Here is a 19,495-nt window from a genome sequence, read left to right as displayed (position 1 = left end):
CATCCTTATGCCCCATGACAAACTGTTTAGCCTTTTTGCCTGACCACCTGGTAGCTACGGCGCATATATTTGACCGGCACGCTCCAGATATGCACCAGGCGACTGAAGGGAAAGAGCAGAAATAGCGTCATACCCAAAAACACATGCAGCTTGTATATCATGCCCACCTCGGCAATCGCGCTGGAGGCTTCCACTGCCTGGAAGGTCACGGTGTACTGGGCCCAAGCCATCAGTTTGAGCATCTCAGAGCCATCCAAATGTCCCAGTGAGAAGGGAATGCTAAGCAGGCCCAAAATCAGCTGCACATAGAGCAACATCAGTATGACAATATCCATCCTGGTGCTGGTGGCGCGCACCCTGGGGTTGGTCAGGCGTCGCTTGAGCAATATGGTCATGCCATACAGGCAAATAAGACCGAAAAAGCCACCGGCGGCCATGGCAATCACCTGTTTGGTGGAGGCCGTAACACCCAACACATCCCACACCTGATGGGGGGTGAGAAGGCCAACAAAATGGCCCGCCAGGATAGCCAAAATACCGATATGAAAGGCGAAACTGCCTTTTCTTAATTGCTTGCTTTCCAGCATCTGACTGGAGCCGGTTTTCCAGGAATAAGGCTCCCGGTCGTAGCGAATCAGACTGCCCAATACGAATACCGCCAGGGCGATATAGGGATATACCCCGAACAACAAGTGATTGAAATAGGACATCATAGGCTCCTTATTGCTGCCTGTGGCCGCGACGCGGCGTCGATAAACTCAATTGGCAGATCCTGATCACGGCGCTGACCTTCGCTTGGCCTGTTGGCCGCACTGGGACAGCCGCCGTTAATGGCATCGCCGCCAAAGATCACCGCCTCTTCCTCCCAGACCTTATCCAGGGCCTTAGGCGTATTGTCGGCTTTTTCTGTTGCCACCTGCTGTGCCAACTCGCCAAGATCCAGCTCGGCTTGGCTTAACGCCAGCAGCGCGTGAAACAGCGCGCCGTAGTTGGACTGGCGCTTGTCCAGGCGCACGGCAAGCAATCCCAGCACCGGGGCGATATCCCTCAGCCACCCCGAGGCTTCATTGCCCTGGGTGGCGGCAAATTCCAGAAACAGCGGCAGATAGTCGGGCAGCTCATGGGCGGCGATGGCCAGCCCCGCCGCCTGATATTGGCGCTGCAGCTCGACCATGGCCTGGCCCCGGTCGCGGGACTCGCCATGGATATGCTCGTAAATCAACAGGGACAAGGAACGGCCGCGCTCAAACAGGCCATCGTATTCTTCCTGCCAGTCTAAGAGCTCGCCGCTTAAGCGCTTTTGGGCAAAGGCCAGTAAGGCCTGACCTTCAGCATCCGGCAGCGGTGCGTCCTTAATAAGGGCGAGGATAACCTCGCCGTTTTCCATCAACTCATCCCTTGGATAGTCCAATAGCCGGGCAATTAATGAAATGATCTGCATGCTCTTACTCCTGCACTTCCACCGGGATCACCTGGCGCACGGTCTGGCTCTTGCCACCGAACAGGTTAACTCCGGAGTTGCTGCTGCATCCGTTACCAAAGGTAAAGCCGCAGCCGCTTTTCATGTCATAAGCTTTTTCGGCGTAAGCGGTATGGCTGGTGGGGATCACAAACCTGTCCTCGTAGTTGGCCAGGGCCATATAGCGGTACATCTCTTCAACCTGCCAGTCTTCCAGGCCAACCTGATTGAGCACCGCCTGATCCACCACGCCATCCACCTGCTGGGCGCGTTTAAAGGCGCGCATGGCCAGCATCCGCTCCAAAGCGCGGATCACCGGTTTCTCTTCACCGGCGGTTAAGAGGTTCGCCAGGTATTTAACCGGAATGCGCAATGACTTAAGGTCCGGAATAATGCCATTCTGACCAAGATGTCCTGCTTCGATGGCGCTTTGGATGGGCGACAGCGGCGGTACATACCAGACCATGGGCAGGGTACGGTATTCGGGGTGCAGCGGCAGGGCCACCTTCCACTCCATGGCCATCTTATACACCGGCGATTGCTGCGCTGCGTCCAGCCAGGCCTGGGGAATGCCTTCCTGCCTGGCCGCTTCCATCACCTGAGGATTGAAGGGGTCGAGGAAGATATCGCACTGGGCCTGGTACAGGTCTTTGTCGTTGGGAACGGCAGCGGCATCGGCAATCTTGTCGGCGTCATACAGCATCACGCCTAAGTAGCGGATACGGCCCACACAAGTCTCGGAACACACCGTGGGCTGGCCCACTTCGATTCTGGGGTAGCAGAAGATGCACTTCTCGGATTTTCCGGTCTTCCAGTTGTAGTAAATCTTCTTGTAGGGGCAGCCGGAGACGCACATGCGCCAGCCGCGGCACTTATCCTGGTCAATCAATACAATGCCGTCTTCCTCACGCTTATAGATGGCGCCACTTGGGCAGGACGCCACACAAGCCGGGTTAAGGCAGTGCTCACACAGGCGAGGCAGGTACATCATAAAGGTGTTTTCGAACTGGCCGTAAATATCCGCCTGGATCTGGTCGAAGTTCTTGTCCTTACGGCGTTTGGAGAACTCGGTGCCGAGGATCTCCTCCCAGTTAGGACCCCAGTGGATCTTCTCCATACGCTCACCGGTGATCAGTGAGCGGGGACGGGCCACCGGCTGGTGCTTGCTCTCCCCTGCCCTGTGCAGATGCTGGTAATCGAAATCGAAGGGCTCGTAATAGTCATCAATTTCAGGAAGATCCGGGTTAGCGAAGATATTGGCCAGAATACGGCGCTTGCCGCCCTGCTTGGGCTCCAGCTTACCGTTGGCCCGGCGGACCCAGCCGCCGTTCCATTTATCCTGGTTCTCCCATTCTTTGGGATAGCCGATACCCGGCTTGGTCTCCACGTTGTTAAACCAGGCATATTCCATGCCCTCCCGGGAGGTCCAGACGTTTTTACAGGTAACCGAACAGGTGTGACAGCCGATGCACTTGTCCAGGTTCAGCACCATGCCTATTTGCGCTCTTACCTTCATGTTACTTCTCCAATTCATTCAGCTTGTCATCAAGGACGTCATTGCTGTCTTCATCCAGCCAGTCCACCTTGCTCATCTTACGCACGATAACAAACTCATCACGGTTACAGCCCACGGTGCCGTAGTAGTTAAAGCCGTAGGCCTGCTGGGCATAGCCGCCAATCATATGGGTGGGCTTGAGCACCGCACGGGTCACAGAGTTGTGAATGCCGCCGCGGGTACCGGTGGTTTCGGCGCCGGGCACGTTCACAATGCGCTCCTGGGCGTGGTACATCATGCTCATGCCCTCAGGCACCCGCTGGGAGACCACCGCACGGGCCGCGATGGCGCCGTTGATGTTAAAGATCTCTATCCAGTCGTTGTCCTCGATACCGGCCTCTTTGGCATCCACCTCCGACAGCCACACAATGGGGCCGCCGCGGGACAAGGTCAGCATCAGCAGGTTGTCCGAGTAGGTACTGTGAATGCCCCATTTCTGGTGCGGAGTGATCCAGTTAAGCACCACTTCCTTATTGCCGTTGCCACGCTTGTTTAGAAGCGGCCTGATGGTCTTTAAGTTCACCGGCGGCTTGTACAGGCACTGCATCTCACCAAAGTCGCGCATCCACTCGTGATCCTGATAGAACTGCTGACGCCCGGTGACGGTACGCCAGGGAATGAGCTCATGCACATTGGTATAACCGGCGTTATAGGACACATGCTCATCCTCAAGGCCGGACCAGGTGGGTGAGCTGATGATCTTGCGCGGCTGGGCCACAACATCCCGGAAGCGAATCTTCTCTTCTTCCTTGGGCAGGGCCAGATGCGTGTGATCCAAACCGGTGATATCGCTAAGGGCTTTCCAGGCCTTAACCGCCACCTGGCCGTTGGTCTCCGGCGCCAGGGACAGGATCACCTCCGCTGCATCGATGGCCGATTCAATCTTCGGCCGCCCCTGGTTGACCCCGGGTTTGATATGGCGCTGGTTTAGATCCCCTAAGAAATCCACTTCCTTCTGGGTATTCCAGCTGATGCCCTTACCGCCGTTACCCAGCTTGTCCATTAACGGGCCCAAGGAAGTAAAGCGGGCGTAGGTATTGGGGTAGTCGCGCTCTACCACCATCATATTAGGGGCGGTCTTACCCGGTATCAGGTCGCATTCGCCCTTCCACCAGGCTTTTACGCCAAAGGGCTGGGCCAGTTCGCCGGGGCTGTCGTGCTGCATGGGCTGGGTGACCAGATCCTGCTCCACCCCAAGGTGTCCCTCGGCCAGTTGCGAGAAGGACTTGGCGATGCCTTTGAAGATGTCCCAGTCGCTACGGGACTCCCATACCGGATCCACCGCCTTGGACAGTGGATGGATAAAGGGGTGCATATCCGAGGTATTGAGATCGTCTTTTTCGTACCAGGTGGCCGTAGGTAGCACGATGTCCGAATACAGACAGGTAGTGGACATCCTAAAGTCCAATGTTACAAACAAGTCCACCTTGCCCTCGGGGGCCTGGTCTCGCCAGGTCACATCCTGGGGCTTCTCGCCGCCCTCTTCGCCTAAGTCCTTGCCCATCAGGCCATGCTTGGTGCCAAGCAAATGGCGCAGCATATATTCATGGCCCTTGCCGGAGGAACCTAACAGGTTGGAGCGCCATACAAACATATTGCGTGGGAAGTTTTGCGGGTTATCCGGATCCTGGCAGGCAAATGTTAAATCACCGGATTTCAGTTGCTTAACCGCATAATCCTTAGGATCCATGCCCGCGGCCTTGGCGTCTTTACACAGCTGTAGCGGGTTTATGCCCAACTGCGGCGCAGAAGGCAGCCAGCCCATGCGCTCGGCGCGGGTGTTATAGTCGATAATGGAGGCGTCCCACTTCTCTTTGTTGGCCAGGGGCGAAATCACTTCCTGCATATGCAGTTTCTCGTAACGCCACTGATCCGAGTGGTTGTAGAAGAAAGAGGTGCCGTTCATATGACGGGGCGGACGCACCCAGTCCAGGGCAAAAGCCAGCGGGGTCCAGCCGGTCTGCGGACGCAGTTTCTCCTGACCCACATAATGGGCCCAGCCACCGCCGCTTTGACCCACCGCGCCACACAGGATCAGCATATTGATCAGGCCACGGTAATTCATGTCCATGTTGTACCAGTGGTTCATACCGGCACCGACGATGATCATGGAGCGGCCTTTAGTTTTGGCCGCATTGTCGGCAAACTCCCGCGCCACTTTGATCACGTGCTCGGGCTTAACCCCGGTGATGGCCTCCTGCCAGGCAGGGGTATAGGGCAAGTCTTGATCAAAGGACTTAGCACAGTTGGGATCCTTGTATCCGTTCTCCACGCCGTAATGGGCCAGGGTCAGGTCGAATACGGTGGCCACCTTGATGCTGCTGCCGTCGGCCAGTTGCACATTGCGTACCGGTACCTTACGGGGGATCACCTCGTCATGACTGGTATGCTGGAAGTAGCCGTATTCGTGCTCACGACCGCCAAAATAGGGGAAGTGCACTGTGGCCAGTTCATCATGCTGGTCCTTAAGACTCAGGCGCAAATTGACTTCATCACCGCTTTGGCCGTCAGTCTGGGTCAGGTTCCACTTGCCTTTGCCTTCCTTGATACCGGGCTCCCCCCAGCGGTAACCTATGCTGCCTGTGGGAGAAACCAGACGCTCGTCGTTCTGGTTGATGCCGATGGTCTTCCACTCGGGATTATTTTCCTGGCCGAGGTTATCGACCAAATCCGAGGCGCGCAGGAAGCGGCCCTGCACCAACTTGCCATCCTGCTCCTCTAATGTGACCAGCATGGGCATATCGGTGTAGCGGCGCACGTAGTCCATAAAGTACGGCACCTGTTTGTCCACATAGAATTCTTTTAAGATCACATGGCTAAAGGCCATGGCCAGGGCGGCGTCGGTGCCTTGCTTGGGCGCCAGCCACTGGTCGGTCAGCTTGGCCACCTCGGAATAATCGGGGGTAATGGCCACCACCTTGGTCCCCTTGTAACGCACTTCGGTCAGGAAGTGGGCGTCTGGGGTACGGGTCTGGGGTACATTGGAGCCCCAGCAGATAATGTAGTTACTGTTATACCAGTCGGCAGACTCGGGCACGTCGGTCTGCTCGCCCCATACCTGAGGGGAGGACGGTGGCAGGTCGCAATACCAGTCGTAAAAGCTCAGGCAGTTACCGCCGATCAGGGACAAATAACGGGCGCCGGCCGCATAGGAGACCATAGACATGGCCGGAATCGGCGAAAAGCCGGTAACCCGATCCGGGCCATAATTCTTGGTGGTATAGACGTTGGCGGCGGCGATGATCTCATTCACCTCATCCCAGCGGGCACGCACAAAGCCGCCCATGCCGCGTTGCTGCTTGTATTCTTTGGCCTTGACGGGATCCTCGACGATGCTGGCCCAGGCCAGTACCGGATCCTTGTGCTGCAGCTTGGCCTGACGATACAGCTTGACCAGACGTTTACGAATCTTGGGGTACTTTAAACGGTTGGCGCTGTAAATATACCAGGAATAGCTGGCGCCCCGTGGGCAACCGCGGGGCTCGTGGTTGGGCAAGTCCGGCCTGGTACGGGGATAATCGGTCTGCTGGGTTTCCCAGGTGACCAGGCCGTCTTTCACATATATCTTCCAGCTGCATGAGCCGGTACAGTTGACCCCATGGGTGGAGCGCACGATCTTGTCATGCTGCCAGCGACGGCGGTAACCGTCTTCCCAACTGCGGTTTTCGTCCGTGGTCACGCCGTGACCCTGAGCGAAATCCCCCTTGATGCGCTTAAAATATTGCAGTCTGTCCAGAAATTGGCTCATGCCGCACTCCTAATGTCGATGTTCTACTGGTCTGGGTGCCCATGCTGGCACTTGCTAAGGGCAGTAAACTTGATCTCTATCAAGGCGACAATGCAGGCAAATCAGGCATGCTGGGGCGCTCTACCCCCAAATAGGTAGCTGAAAAAAAAGGCCAAACTCAGTAAGATTGCGGCCTGGCACCAGAGGTCGCGCGACGCTACTGTGCATAAAGTTGGCGGACAGGCTCTTAGGGGTACTCCCATCGCGCTCGGCAAAACAGGCAGCAGGCAGCATGTTCAGCAGATTTAATCGCTCCATCGTTTTTCGCATCGGCCTGATGATGTTTGCCATCAGCTTGCTCGCCGTGGTCAGCATGACCAGCGCCCTGTTTATCAGCGACCGGGCAGAATCCGATGCCTACGCCATCAACCTGTCAGGCTCATTGCGAATGCTCAGCTACCAGATGGTCAATACCTTGCAGCGGACGGATATCCCAGATAGCGACAAAAGGCAGTTGCTTGAGTCTCTGATGCTGGAGTTCGAAAAAAAACTCAATTTGCCCCTGATTCGCCGCACCACGGCGGATCATCCGGGCTCTGAAGCCCATGGCCTTTACCAAACCGTGCTGGACAACTGGCAACAGCAGATAAAACCCGTTATCTGGCAAGGCCTGACGGCAAGCGGTAATGTCGCGGCGCTACAGACACAGATTGATCGCCAGGTACGAGATGTGGATACCTTGGTACGTTATTATCAGCGCCATGCTGAAGACAATGTGGCGGCCATTCGCCTGATTATTAGCATCGCTTTATTGCTTACGGCTGTCCTCACCATAGTGGCGTTGTTTACCGTCAATCAACATATTAAACAGCCTCTGGCTCAGTTGACCCAAATTGCCCTGCAGATTGGCCGGGGGGATTTTACCGGCCGCGCCGATGAAGGGGGCAAGGACGAACTGGCCCTGCTCGGTCACACCCTGAATCGAATGTCCGATGCCCTGAGTAAATCCCATGCCCATATGGAACAAAAGGTCAGAGAGAAAACCGCCAAGTTGAATCAGTCCAACCAGTCCATTGAGCTTTTGTACAACATCAGCAAGAGCCTGCAGGACACGGATAGTGGTCCTCAGGACTTTGAGCCCATGTTACAGAGCCTGGCTCATATCACCGGTATCCGCGATTTGGATCTTTGTGTGATGACTGCCTCCGGCAATAAGCCCTATGAGCATCTGATGACCTGCGATAAGGTGCTGCCAAGTCAATGTCTTGAGACTGATTGTTCGGGTTGTGTAGATGGCGATACCAGACAGGGTAATAAACTGAGTTTTCCCCTGACCCGTGGCGACCTGAATTTCGGAGTACTGACCTGCCAGCTTGCTCCGGGTCAACCGCTTTTGGAATGGCAACAACGCTTATTCAATTCAGTTGCCGAACAGATTGCCGTCAGTTTGAGCCTGCGAGAGCAGCAGGAACAAAGTCGGCGTCTGGCGCTGATGCATGAGCGCACCGTTATCGCCAGAGAGCTTCACGACAGCTTGGCCCAGGCACTTTCCTATTTAAAAATTCAGGTCGCTCGCCTGCAAAAACTGCTGGATAACAGTGAGCAGGAAGCCAAAGTAGCGCCAATTATCGATGAGCTGAAAACGGGATTGAACTCTGCATACCGGGAACTGCGCGAGCTGTTAACTACCTTTCGCCTTAAGATGGACGGTCAGGGTCTGCATAGCGCCATGCAAAGCAGTTTAAATCAATTGCAGTCGCGCACCGAGCAGATGCGCTTCCACTTGGAGTTTAAGGTGGAAAACCTGCCCTTTTCCCCCAATGAGGAAATACATCTGTTACAGATCACCCGGGAAGCGGCACAAAATGCGCTCCATCATTCCCAGGCTAATAGCGTAACAGTGCGTCTGGCGCCGGATCTTCAACATCCACAGCGCCTGCAACTGAGTATCCGTGACAATGGCATTGGCATCGGTAAGGATCCCGGCAAGCTGAATCATTATGGCCTGGCCATTATGCAAGAACGCAGCCGTAACCTCGGCGGAGCACTGAAAGTCACGCCTCATCCCGAGGGGGGCACCCTGGTCAGCTTTGACTTTGAGCCGGAATACTATCGTCAACGGAAGATAGCGGTCTGATCTTTCATTCGAGTACCCATTTGGAGGTACTCCCTATCTCCATGGGGCAGTTGGAATACCCAGCGCCAGCCGTTACATTAAGCCAACCCTCTGAATTTTATCAATGTCAGGAGTAGGCCATGTCCTCACTTACCCCAGCCACTATTATGATGGTGGATGACCATCCCCTGTTACGAAAAGGACTGACCCAGCTAATCGAGCTGGAGGATGAACTGCAGGTGATTGGCGAAGCCAGTAACGGCCAGGATGCTGTGGCCATGGCTGTGGAGCTGGAACCGGACTTGATTACCCTGGATCTCAATATGCAGGGTATGGACGGCCTGCAGACCTTGAAGAGTCTGCGCGATCAGGGGGTGGAAGCCCGCATCATCATGCTCACCGTATCCGACAATGATGAAGACGTGGTTGAAGCCATCCGCTTGGGTGCTGACGGCTACCTGCTGAAAGACATGGAGCCCGAGGATATTATCCAGAAGCTAAAGCAAGCCGCGCTGGGGAAGATGGTAATGAGTCCCCAACTGGCGGAAATTCTGGTCACCGCCTTGCGTCGCCCCCAACGCCAAACCAATCGCGCTCTGGCCAGCCTGACCAGCCGCGAATTGGATATTCTCAAACTTATCGCCAAGGGCATGAGCAATAAGCTAATCGCCCGTGAGTTGGATATCTCCGACGGCACGGTCAAGGTGCATGTTAAGCATCTGCTTAAAAAGCTGGATCTGCGCTCCAGGGTGGAAGCCGCGGTGTGGATGGTCAATCAACAGGCTAAGATCGATGACTAGCAGCGATTGCGTTGGTAAGAAGTCACATGGCGGTCTGCAGCCCATTGAACAGGCACTGAGTACCTTGTTGGAAACCTTGCAGCCCGTTAACGCCCGTCAGTTGCAGCCCTTGGAGATAGCTTGCAATAGGGTACTGGCGGAACCTGTTGTTTCCAGCATGGACATTCCTCCCCACGACAACTCCGCCATGGATGGTTATGCGCTGCGTTGTGCAGATCTGACCGCCCGTGAAGACTTAAAGCTGCAAGGGACCGCCCTGGCCGGCGCACCTTTTACCGAGAAGGTAGCCCCTGGACATACAGTGCGCATTATGACCGGTGCCATCATACCTTCTGGAGCCGATGCGATCGTCATGCAGGAACAAACAGAAGTGCAGCAAGGCCGTATTCGTTTTTTAGTTAAACCTCAATGCGGTGACAATATCCGCAGGGCCGGTGAAGACATCAGCCAGGGGCAGTGCGAGATTGATGCGGGAAAACGCCTGACTCCCGCCGATATCGGTGTGTTGGCCTCATTGGGAATAGCCCAGGTCAACACTTTTCGCCCGCTAAAGGTTGCAATCTTTTCCACCGGCGATGAGCTGGTGCTTCCTGGCAATCCCCTCAAAGAAGGACAAATCTACGATAGCAATCGCCCGGCGTTGCGTACCCTGATGCAAAGCCTGGGAATAGAGGTGCTGGATTTGGGGCCTATTCCCGACAATAAGGCAGCCCTGCAGGAAGCCATGGAACAGGCGACCACTTGCGATGCCATGATCTCCTCCGGTGGCGTATCGGTAGGCGAAGCGGATTACACCAAGGACATGTTGGAGGAAATGGGACAGATCCATTTCTGGAAATTGGCCATTAAACCGGGTAAGCCCTTTGCCTTTGGCCATATCCGCCGCTGTGCTTACTTTGGCCTGCCGGGTAATCCGGTGTCGGCCATGGTCACCTTTCACCAGTTAGTGCTGCCGGCGCTGCGAAAACTCAGCGGCCAAAGTCCAAGACCAGCCATGCTGCTTAAGGCGAAATGCACTGAACCCTTAAAGAAAAACCCAGGACGCATGGAATTCCAGCGCGGCATATACTGTCGCGGGCAAGACGGTGCGCTTTTGGTAAAAAGTACCGGTAAACAAGGATCGGGATTGATGACCTCAATGGCCCGTGCCAACTGCTATATTCTCCTCGCCCAGGATCAAGGCTGCGTAGCCGAGGGAGAGGTTGTTCAGATCCAGCCTTTCGACGATCTGCATTGGTAGTAGCCTAGCGGGGCTTCGCCCCGTGACCCAAGTCGCTGGTTCATGACGACATTTCCTGATTGACTGTTATTTTGCCGCGGCAATCGTTACCTGCGATGTCCTGAAACGCCTATTTCCCATCCTTGGTTTTGCTCTGAACCGGACAATGTCTTATTGCTGGGGGCAGTATTCTGCAGTGGTATACATGAAATAAAAAAGCGCGGCTATGCAGCCGCGCCTTTGTTTTGTGTATTTGCCCGCTATGGATTGTAGTGTTCTGCACCCTTACGCAGGTAGAAGAACCAGTTCAGGCCCAGGCAAATGGCATAGAAGATAGCAAAACCAATCAGCGCCGTTTCCGGGGTAGTGGCCTTAATCTGTTCGCCGAAGACCTTGGGAATATAGAAGGCGCCATAGGCGGCTACTGCCGAGGTCCAGCCTAGCACGGGGCCCGCCTGCTCCTTGGGGAATACCATGGCGATGGTTCTGAAGGTGGAGCCGTTGCCGATGCCGGTGGCGGCAAACAACAGCAGGAACAACAGGAAGAAGGGCAGAAAGAACTGCTCGGGGGTGGCCGACTGATACGCCATATGCATATAGTAAGCAGCGCCTAAAGAAGAGATCACCATTACCAGGGCACAGAACTGGGTCACCAGGGCACCTCCGAGCTTATCGGAGATCCAGCCGCCCAGAGGACGGATAAGGGCGCCGATAAAGGGCGCGATCCAAGCATACATGAGGGCGCTGGGGCCGTTGGTATTGACTGTATTGTGGGTCATCACCCCATCCACCATTACATGCTGGAAACCGAAGATCACTTTAATCGCCAGGGGGAAGGCGGCGGCAAAGCCGATAAAGGAGCCGAAGGTCATGGTATAGATGATGCTCATAACCCAGGTGTGATGATTACGGAAAATCTGATATTGACGGGTCAAGCTGTTGCCAATGGCGCCGGGTAGCAATTTAAGCAGAAAGACGGTGGCGGTGATCACCAACACCAGCACAAGTTCTTTGGGTACCTCGAAGCCCGAACCATTGGCGGCTTCGGGCAGGATCAGCCACAATCCGGCCACGGCGGTAAACAGGCCGATGCCGAGCATCAGGCTGATCATGGCCATAGCGGCCAGGGGATTGGGCAAATCTGGGGTGACCTCAGGTGTACGGATATTATTCATGCCAAACCAAGAAGCAAAGGCCAGGGGCACCAGGAATAGCAGCCACAAATAACCGCCGTTTTGGATCCAAGTATCGCTACCGGCTGGTACCTTGCCAATCAAGCTACCGGAAGCCGTTACCAGCGCCACAGGATCACCGCCAAAAGCACCGAAAGCGCCGAAGGTCATAAACAGCGGGATCAACACCTGCATGGTGGTAACCCCGAAGTTGCCTAAGCCGGCATTAAGACCCAGGGCTAATCCTTGCTGTTTCTTAGGGTAGAAGAAGCTGATATTGGACATGGAAGAGGCGAAGTTACCGCCGCCAATACCGGACAATAGCGCCAGTAGCTGATACTGCCACAGCGGCGTATCCGGATTTTGCAGGGCGACACCGGTAAAAAAGGCCGGAATGATCAGTAAAGAAGTGGTAAAGAAGATGGTGTTGCGCCCGCCACAAAAGCGGATAAAGAAGCTACTGGGAATGCGTAAAGTGGCGCCGGACAGACCGGCGATGGCAGTCAGAGTAAAAAGTTCGTCGGCGCTAAAGGGAAAGCCGGCGTTCATCATTTGCACGGTCAAAATACCCCAGTAAAGCCACACCGCAAAACCACACAATAGACTGGGTATGGAAATCCACAGGTTACGCCGGGCAATTGCCTTGCCTTGGGTCTCCCAGAACCCTGCGTTTTCAGGATCCCAGCGATCAAGATTGGCCATAGTTTGTTCCTCATTGGTCGGAAAAAGTTTCAGCACCACTATCGATAAGGGCAGCCAAAGGTACAATTCACACCTAGGGGTAGGCCGGCCGGGCAAAAGGGGCAGAGACTATCCAAACAGAGGTATTGGCTTACCTTTGTAAGCCTCATTGAGGGGCAAGAATGGGCAATCAGGGAAAGGCTTTGGCCCTACCTCGTCAGAGGTAGTGGCGCTGATAGAAAACGAATAAACACCTTAGTCCCCAGAGAGGCTAAACAGGTAGATTACGACCAAAAAGGTAATAAACCAGAAACCGCTTAATAGCTTCCAGAACATCAGCTTACCGGCTTCTTTGGGGGCCGGCTCTTCTTTCAGTAACTCAGGATTGGGGCGATTCAAATCGGCCATTAACATGGCCACACTGGGATAGCGCTCGTTAAGGTCAAAGCTTACCCCCTTGGCTAAGGCACGATCGAACCAGCTGGGAATAATGGGATTAAATTGGCTGGCACTGCGATAGCGCAAGCGGTCATAGTCGGCAGCGCTGCGACAGTCTTCGATGGTCTCGCCATAAGGTAGATGGCCAGTAAAAAGTTCATAGCAAATCGTCGCTAAGCTGTAGACATCACCCTGCTGGCCGGGATTGCGCCCCAGCAAATAATTGGGATCGGAGTAGCTGGCAGTGCCCAGGGCGCCCAGATGTTCAATGGGCCGGTACAGCTCTGCTACGCCGGCCACAAATACTGAGCCAAAGTCCACCAGTTTGACCTTATCCTGTGCATCCACCAGAATATTGCCGGGTTTAAGATCCTGGTGCACCGCGTCATTGGCATGAAAGGCCAATAGGCCCTCGGCAATCTGGCGCACAAGCTGGATCAATTGCTTAGGCTTGGCATCGGCGTAGCCTTTGCGCCATTCGTCCAAATCCACGCCCTCGACCCTTTCCATCAGATAGTACAGTGCGGTACGCGGCCGCTGATGCTGGATAATACGCACCACATTGGGATGGTTAATGCGACTGCCAATCCACTGCTCACGAATAAAGCGGTCGATATAATGGCTGTCGTCATTAAAGTTCACCGACGGCGTCTTCATCACCAGTTGTCTGCCACTGTCCAAGTCTTTAACCAGATAGAGTTGGCTGCGACTGGAGGCCCACAATTCCTCCAGCACCTCATAGCCATCCAGCTTCATGCCGGTTTTTAAGGGAGGCGGAAAGGGTAAGCGGGTCAGTTCAGCATTGAGATCATCCACATCCTGATGGGGCAAGGCCAGTACCTTGATCACCGCCGCGCTAATATTGTCATCGCTATGGGCGGTCAATGCCTCATTCAGAAGCTGTCGGCATAACGTTTGGGCGTCTTTGTCCTGGCTCAACAGATGAGTGAGCCGTGCATTGTTCAACACATCGTGGATGCCGTCAGAGCAGATCATAATCACATCGCCTGACTCAAGCAGCAGATTGCCGTAGTCCACATGCAAAAGATTATCCATGCCTAAAGCGCGGGCTAAAAACACATGATCATTGCCCAGATGGGCCAGATGATCCCGGGTCAACTGCTTAAGTTCGCCGCTCCTAAGCAGATAGATGCGGCTGTCGCCCACATGAAAAAAGTGACCTTGGCAGCCTTTAAGCACCATGGCGGAAAAGGTGGTGAGATAGCCCTTGTTTTCATCGGTAAATTCGTGACTCTTACGAAACAAACGCAGATTGATGGCCGAGAGCACCTGCTGGCCGCTATGGCTCACCGACCAGGTATCCGGAGTCTGATAGTATTCTTCCAAAAAGCGGGTCACTGCCGTGTGGCTGGCTTCTTCACCAGCTTCCGCCGCCGATACACCGTCAGCCAGGGCTACCACCGCCCCTTTGACCTGGCTGATATAATCCTGCTCGGGGGCCAGAAAAGCGACGGCGTCCTCATTCAGGCTTTTGATACCGGCCTCACTCAGGCAGGCGAGATCCAGCCCCAGGCCTCTGGTGGTCATCTTGTCTCTCGGCGCTTTGTTTTGTCCATCAGTATCATGGCTTTTGGCTTGTGGACAAGACCATGGCCTTGATTTTGTTGATGGATATCAAAAAAACACTGTCAAGCTATTGGGATGCAACGGGACTTGGATACACTGTTTAACAAGACTTCCCGACCAAGCCGCATTATGCACTGGAGCCCACAACAAAGTACCAGGGCGCTGTTTCTGGCGACCCTGGCATTTGCCGCCAATTTTTCGGTGTGGACTTTGTATGCGGCTATGACCGAACCTCTGCTTGCCACTCTGCAACTGAGTCTGACCGAACTGGGCGTGTTGCTAAGTGCCCCCATGCTGACCGGTGCCTTAACAAGAATACCAGCGGGGCTGTTAGCTGACCGTCTAGGGGCGAGACGATTATGGTGTGTGCAGATGCTGCTGTGCCTGCCACCTCTATGGCTTCTCCCACAAGCCCAAAGCTTTGATGCCTACCTACTGCTGGGGCTTTGGATAGGCCTGTCCGGTAGCTCCTTTGCCCTGGGCATCCGTTATATCAGCGATTTTTTCCCCCGTCAGCGCCAGGGCACTGCCATGGGCATCTTCGGAGTGGGTAATGCCGGGGCCGCCATCAACCTGTTGCTGGTGCCCCTGCTGATGCAGTACTCCCATTATCAGATGATAGGCCCCATCTATACCCTGGGCCTGGGTTTGGTGCTACTGGTGTTCTGGCTGTTCGCCCCCCATGCTCCCATAGCCGCTGCCCCCGCCAGTGAGCCGCCTTTGTCCATCAAGGCATTGCTTGGTCGCATTCATATCTGGCGTCTGGCCCTCTATTACTATTTTGTTTTTGGCTCCTTTTTGGCCCTGCTGATGTGGCTACCCCACTACTATATGAAGGCTTATAGCCTGTCCATTCAGCAGGCTATGGCCTTTACCCTGCTGTTTGTGGCCAGCTCTTCCGTGGTGCGCTCATTGGGGGGCTGGTTTGCCGATCGCTATGGCGGACGGGCGGTAAACTGGACGGTATTCTGGATCTGCCTGGTATGTCTGTTCTTTTTAAGCTATCCGCCTACGACCATGACCATCCACGGCATCGACAAGGATGTGCACCTGAGTATCGCCGTCAACCTATGGTGGTTTACCGGCTTGCTGGTGATTATCGGTCTGGCCCAGGGCTTTGGCCGCGCCAGTGTATATAAGCTGATTCATGACCGCTATCCCCAGCAGATGGGCGCGGTGGGCGGCCTGGTGGGCGCTATTGGCGCTCTGGGTGGCTGTACGTTACCCCTGCTGTTTGGCCTGTTGGTGGACTGGAGCGGTTTCTACAGCATCTGTTTTATGCTGCTTTACGGCGTCCTCGCCGCCTGTATGGCGGTAAGCTACTTCGCTATCCAGGCAGAGCGCTTTGAACGCCGTGTGGCCCAGGCCAGTGAGCAGAATTTTCTGGAACAGGATTAATGGAAGATTGAGTTAAATCCTCACTACACCCTTCCTTCGTGTCCTTTGTGCGCTTCAGGGTTTGATCAAGCTGGTTAACATTACCAAGAAAGGCGCAAACGGTGCGAAGGTAGTGAAAACATAGCGTTAGTATCTATTGCTACCTCTCAATCAGCGCCGCAATGCTCCTTTCTAGGTAGTGCCAGACCCCTTGGGAGTGGGCACGCAAAGCCTTGATGCAAATCAAACTTCCGGTATGCGCCACCCCCTAACCTGCGAGAAAAGCTTACAACACTCCAGGAGTATTTATGACACATAAACTGTCAGTCCTCGCAGCCTTGACCAGCCTTATGCTGGCCCCCAGCCATGCCGACACCATGGCGGACATCGGCCAGGCCATCACAGAAGGAAAAGCCCAAGTGATGCTGCGCTATCGCACCGAGTATGTGGATCAAGAAGGTATTAATGACACGGCGCTGGCTTCCACCTTATTAAGCCGCTTCAGCTTTGACAGCGGCAGCTTGAACGGCCTGAGCGTCCATTTGGAAGCGGACAATGTCACTTCCATCGGCGGTGAAACCTACAACTCCACCGTCAACGGCAATACGCTTCGCCCGGTGGTTGCCGATCCCACTGGCACCGAAGTTAACCAGGCATACCTGGCCTACCAAGCCAGTGGTTTGACCTTGAGCTTCGGCCGCCAGCGCATCAATCATGACACTCAGCGATTTGTCGGCGGTGTGAGCTGGCGCCAGAATGAGCAAACCTTTGATGGTTATCGCCTGCAATATCAGCCCATGTCAGGCACTACACTGGATTACAGCTATGTGTACAACGTGAACCGTATCTTTGGCGAGGACAGCGCCGCCGGTGATCTGGGTGGCGACTTGCATCTATTGCATGCCAGCCACCAGCTAAACGCCAACCACAAGCTGAATGTCTTTGGTTACTGGTTGGACTTCGATACTGCTGCGGCCCTGTCCACCCAGACCATGGGCTTTGGCTATGAAGGCAAATTTGCCGGCCTGATCCTTACCGCCAGCCTGGCTCAGCAACAAGAACATGGCGACAGCAGCAAGGATTACTCCGCCGATTATCATCAACTGGAGCTCTCCGGTCCCCTGGCAAGCTTCAGTTGGAAGCTGGGTTATGAATTCCTGGGCGCGGACAATGATGGCGCCTTTATTACCCCACTGGCGACCCTGCACAAGTTCCAGGGCTTTACCGATAAGTTTCTGAATACCCCGGCAGACGGTATTGAGGACATCTACGCTGGTATCGGCACCAAGCTAGCGGGGGTAAAACTTGACCTCAGTTACCATCAGTTTGACAGCGACAGAGGCAGTAAAGATTACGGCGATGAATGGAATATCAGCGCCGCTTATGCCATCAATGCCAAACTCGGCCTGCTGGTTAAATACGCCGCCTACAGCGCCGATGATCTGGCTACCGACACCGACAAACTATGGCTGATGCTGACCGTCAATCTATAAGACAAGGTTCCCAACCTTTAGCCCCGGAAACGGGGCTTTTTTTTGGGGCGCCCCACAAACCAGGAGGTACACTGAGCTTGTGATGTCAGCATCATTCTCCATGTTAATGCCAATCACCTTTTAAACACCACGAAGGACACGAGAGCACAAAAGGGCTTCCTGATGAACTTAGTGTTAGGTCGGTCCACAGCCACAAGTATGTTTACCACCAGGGGGGTAATAAAACAGCTCGTACCAAGCACAGCGCCCAGCCCCTACCCCTTTGGAGATAGGCCGAAAACCCAGAGGGTGTAGGCGCTGGTAAAGATTGACCCATATCAACTTTTAGCGGCTCCACTGGCTGACAATGGCCCTAGTCCTACTGTGGAGAAAGCCATGAAAGAATCCTTCAACCTGTTTTCATTCAGCGGCAAGATGAAAGTCTTGCACTTAAGCTGGATGGCCTTTTTTATCACCTTTGTGGTGTGGTTTAACTTTGCGCCCATGTTGCAGGCGGTTAAGGCCTCGCTGGGGCTGACCACGGATCAGATCAAGACCCTGTTGATCTTAAACGTAGCCCTGACCATACCAGCCCGGGTGATTATCGGTATGCTTACCGATAAATACGGTCCGCGCCTGGTTTATTCGGCACTGTTGGCTATTTGTTCCATTCCCTGCTTTATGTTTGCCCTGGCCGATACCTTTGTGCAGGCTGCCATTGCCCGCTTTCTGCTGGGCTTTATCGGCGCCGGTTTTGTTATCGGTATCCGCATGGTATCCGAGTGGTTTCCCCATCATGAACTGGGCACCGCCGAAGGCATATATGGCGGCTGGGGCAACTTCGGCTCAGCGGCGGCTGCTTTTACACTGCCAAGCTTGGCTCTGTTGTTTGGCGGTGAGGACGGCTGGCGTTATGCGATTGGCCTGACCGGCGTAATCAGTCTGCTGTTCGCCTTTGTGTATTACAACAATGTGTCCAACACGCCTAAAGGCTCAACTTACTTCAGACCCAAAAACCTGGGCGCCATGGAAGTGACTTCGGTACCCGACTTCTTCTTCCTGCTGCTGATGAAGCTGCCCATGTACGCCGCCCTGGCTCTACTGGCCTGGAAACTCTCCCCCGGTGGCGTCAGCATGCTGAGCCAGGATGTGGTCAATGCCATCTATGTCGGCCTGGCCGCCCTCTATCTGCTGGAAGTCTATAAGGTCTGGCAGGTGAATAAATCCGTGTTTACCGAGCCTGTGCCCGAGCTACATCGCTATCGCTTTAAGCAGGTGGCGGTTTTGGATATCCTTTACTTCACTAACTTCGGCTCTGAACTGGCTGTGGTGTCCATGCTCCCCTTGTTCTTTGCAGAAACCTTTAATCTTGATCCTGTACTTGCAGGTTTGGTGGCCGGCGCCTATGCCTTTATGAATCTGATGTCACGCCCAGCCGGCGGTATTATCTCCGACAAGTTCGGCCGTAAGTCTACCCTTTTGATCCTCACTGCGGGCCTGGCAGCCGGATATGGCCTGATGGGTCTGGTGGACAGCCAATGGCCTCTGTGGCTGGCAGTGGTGGTGGCCATGAGCTGCTCCTTCTTCGTGCAATCCGGTGAAGGTGCCGTATTTGCCGTGGTCCCCTTGATCAAACGCCGCCTGACCGGTCAGATTGCCGGTATGACAGGCGCCTACGGTAACGTAGGTGCGGTGACCTTTCTCACCGTGCTGTCCCTGGTGGACTACAGCACCTTCTTCTACGTGATCGCCGCGACCGCACTTGTAGGCTTTGTCACCCTGCTGTTTATGGATGAGCCCAGAGGACAGATTGCCGAGGTGCGAGAAGACGGCACAGTAGAGCTTATTAACATCTCTCACCCCGAAGTCTCTACTAAAGGTTAGTGAAGCCA

12 protein-coding genes are annotated in these 19,495 nt (G+C 54.7%); 6 read left to right on the top strand and 6 right to left on the bottom strand.

The annotated features are described in order from the left end of the window. Window positions 1-26 precede the first annotated feature (26 nt). Genes narI through P2G88_RS04010 form a run of 4 tightly spaced genes read right to left on the bottom strand, consistent with a single transcriptional unit; the run spans window position 27 to window position 6,762 of the window. Window positions 27-710: a respiratory nitrate reductase subunit gamma gene (gene narI / locus P2G88_RS04025; protein WP_275794409.1), complete on the bottom strand. Its 684-nt coding sequence runs from the start codon at window positions 708-710 to the stop codon at window positions 27-29. After that, window positions 710-1,441, bottom strand: coding sequence for a nitrate reductase molybdenum cofactor assembly chaperone (gene narJ / locus P2G88_RS04020; protein ID WP_275794408.1), 732 nt, complete (start codon window positions 1,439-1,441; stop codon window positions 710-712). The genes narI and narJ overlap by 1 nt, the downstream gene beginning before the upstream one ends. A gap of 4 nt (window positions 1,442-1,445) precedes the next feature. Further along, window positions 1,446-2,975 (bottom strand): nitrate reductase subunit beta, encoded by a 1,530-nt coding sequence (narH, locus tag P2G88_RS04015; protein WP_275794407.1) that lies wholly within the window; start codon window positions 2,973-2,975, stop codon window positions 1,446-1,448. Window position 2,976: 1 nt separating this feature from the next. Continuing rightward, a complete protein-coding gene (locus P2G88_RS04010; RefSeq protein ID WP_275794406.1) occupies window positions 2,977-6,762 on the bottom strand; it encodes a nitrate reductase subunit alpha in 3,786 nt (1,261 codons plus the stop codon). Window positions 6,763-7,033: 271 nt separating this feature from the next. Between P2G88_RS04010 and P2G88_RS04005 the strand changes: the two genes are divergently transcribed. The 3 genes from P2G88_RS04005 (at window position 7,034) to moeA (ending at window position 10,897) form a co-directional block, all read left to right on the top strand. Continuing rightward, window positions 7,034-8,878, top strand: a complete 1,845-nt coding sequence (locus P2G88_RS04005; RefSeq protein ID WP_275794405.1) for a histidine kinase — start codon at window positions 7,034-7,036, stop codon at window positions 8,876-8,878. A 119-nt stretch (window positions 8,879-8,997) separates the two neighbouring features. Beyond that, window positions 8,998-9,657 (top strand): two-component system response regulator NarL, encoded by a 660-nt coding sequence (narL, locus tag P2G88_RS04000; RefSeq protein ID WP_275794404.1) that lies wholly within the window; start codon window positions 8,998-9,000, stop codon window positions 9,655-9,657. Then, a complete protein-coding gene (gene moeA, locus P2G88_RS03995) occupies window positions 9,650-10,897 on the top strand; it encodes a molybdopterin molybdotransferase MoeA (protein ID WP_275794403.1) in 1,248 nt (415 codons plus the stop codon). Before narL ends, moeA begins: the two co-directional genes overlap by 8 nt. 239 nt (window positions 10,898-11,136) lie before the next feature. On the opposite strand, the gene P2G88_RS03990 is transcribed toward moeA, so the two are convergent. Together P2G88_RS03990 and P2G88_RS03985 are read right to left on the bottom strand one after the other, a co-directional pair. After that, window positions 11,137-12,750, bottom strand: coding sequence for an antiporter (locus P2G88_RS03990; RefSeq protein ID WP_345798872.1), 1,614 nt, complete (start codon window positions 12,748-12,750; stop codon window positions 11,137-11,139). 234 nt (window positions 12,751-12,984) lie between these two features. Beyond that, window positions 12,985-14,715 (bottom strand): bifunctional protein-serine/threonine kinase/phosphatase, encoded by a 1,731-nt coding sequence (locus P2G88_RS03985; protein WP_275794402.1) that lies wholly within the window; start codon window positions 14,713-14,715, stop codon window positions 12,985-12,987. Window positions 14,716-14,841: 126 nt separating this feature from the next. Here P2G88_RS03985 and P2G88_RS03980 point away from each other — a divergent pair, with 126 nt between their 5' ends. The 3 genes from P2G88_RS03980 to P2G88_RS03970 all read left to right on the top strand — a co-directional run bounded on the left by P2G88_RS03980 (window position 14,842) and on the right by P2G88_RS03970 (window position 19,487). Beyond that, window positions 14,842-16,152, top strand: coding sequence for an MFS transporter (locus P2G88_RS03980; RefSeq protein WP_345798871.1), 1,311 nt, complete (start codon window positions 14,842-14,844; stop codon window positions 16,150-16,152). A gap of 287 nt (window positions 16,153-16,439) precedes the next feature. Continuing rightward, on the top strand, window positions 16,440-17,624 hold the full coding sequence (locus tag P2G88_RS03975; RefSeq protein WP_275794401.1) for an alginate export family protein: 1,185 nt from the start codon (window positions 16,440-16,442) through the stop codon (window positions 17,622-17,624). Between the two features lie 375 nt (window positions 17,625-17,999). Continuing rightward, entirely contained in the window at window positions 18,000-19,487 is a 1,488-nt protein-coding gene (locus tag P2G88_RS03970; RefSeq protein ID WP_275794400.1) for a NarK family nitrate/nitrite MFS transporter, read from the top strand. The last annotated feature ends 8 nt before the right edge of the window (window positions 19,488-19,495 follow it).

This window comes from Aliiglaciecola sp. CAU 1673 (assembly GCF_029223185.1).
Taxonomy (GTDB): Bacteria; Pseudomonadota; Gammaproteobacteria; order Enterobacterales; family Alteromonadaceae; genus Bowmanella.
This window is presented reverse-complemented; position numbering and strand designations above follow the sequence as displayed.

What these genes read in the sequence shown, in the direction of transcription:
- narL (WP_275794404.1), top strand. Translation starts at nt 8,998, where the DNA reads ATGTCCTCACTTACCCCAGCCACTATTATGATGGTGGATGACCATCCC.
- P2G88_RS04005 (WP_275794405.1), top strand. Translation starts at nt 7,034, where the DNA reads ATGTTCAGCAGATTTAATCGCTCCATCGTTTTTCGCATCGGCCTGATG.
- P2G88_RS03985 (WP_275794402.1), bottom strand. Translation starts at nt 14,715, where the DNA reads ATGACCACCAGAGGCCTGGGGCTGGATCTCGCCTGCCTGAGTGAGGCC.
- P2G88_RS03990 (WP_345798872.1), bottom strand. Translation starts at nt 12,750, where the DNA reads ATGGCCAATCTTGATCGCTGGGATCCTGAAAACGCAGGGTTCTGGGAG.
- P2G88_RS03970 (WP_275794400.1), top strand. Translation starts at nt 18,000, where the DNA reads ATGAAAGAATCCTTCAACCTGTTTTCATTCAGCGGCAAGATGAAAGTC.
- narJ (WP_275794408.1), bottom strand. Translation starts at nt 1,441, where the DNA reads ATGCAGATCATTTCATTAATTGCCCGGCTATTGGACTATCCAAGGGAT.
- P2G88_RS03975 (WP_275794401.1), top strand. Translation starts at nt 16,440, where the DNA reads ATGACACATAAACTGTCAGTCCTCGCAGCCTTGACCAGCCTTATGCTG.
- moeA (WP_275794403.1), top strand. Translation starts at nt 9,650, where the DNA reads ATGACTAGCAGCGATTGCGTTGGTAAGAAGTCACATGGCGGTCTGCAG.
- narI (WP_275794409.1), bottom strand. Translation starts at nt 710, where the DNA reads ATGTCCTATTTCAATCACTTGTTGTTCGGGGTATATCCCTATATCGCC.
- narH (WP_275794407.1), bottom strand. Translation starts at nt 2,975, where the DNA reads ATGAAGGTAAGAGCGCAAATAGGCATGGTGCTGAACCTGGACAAGTGC.
- P2G88_RS04010 (WP_275794406.1), bottom strand. Translation starts at nt 6,762, where the DNA reads ATGAGCCAATTTCTGGACAGACTGCAATATTTTAAGCGCATCAAGGGG.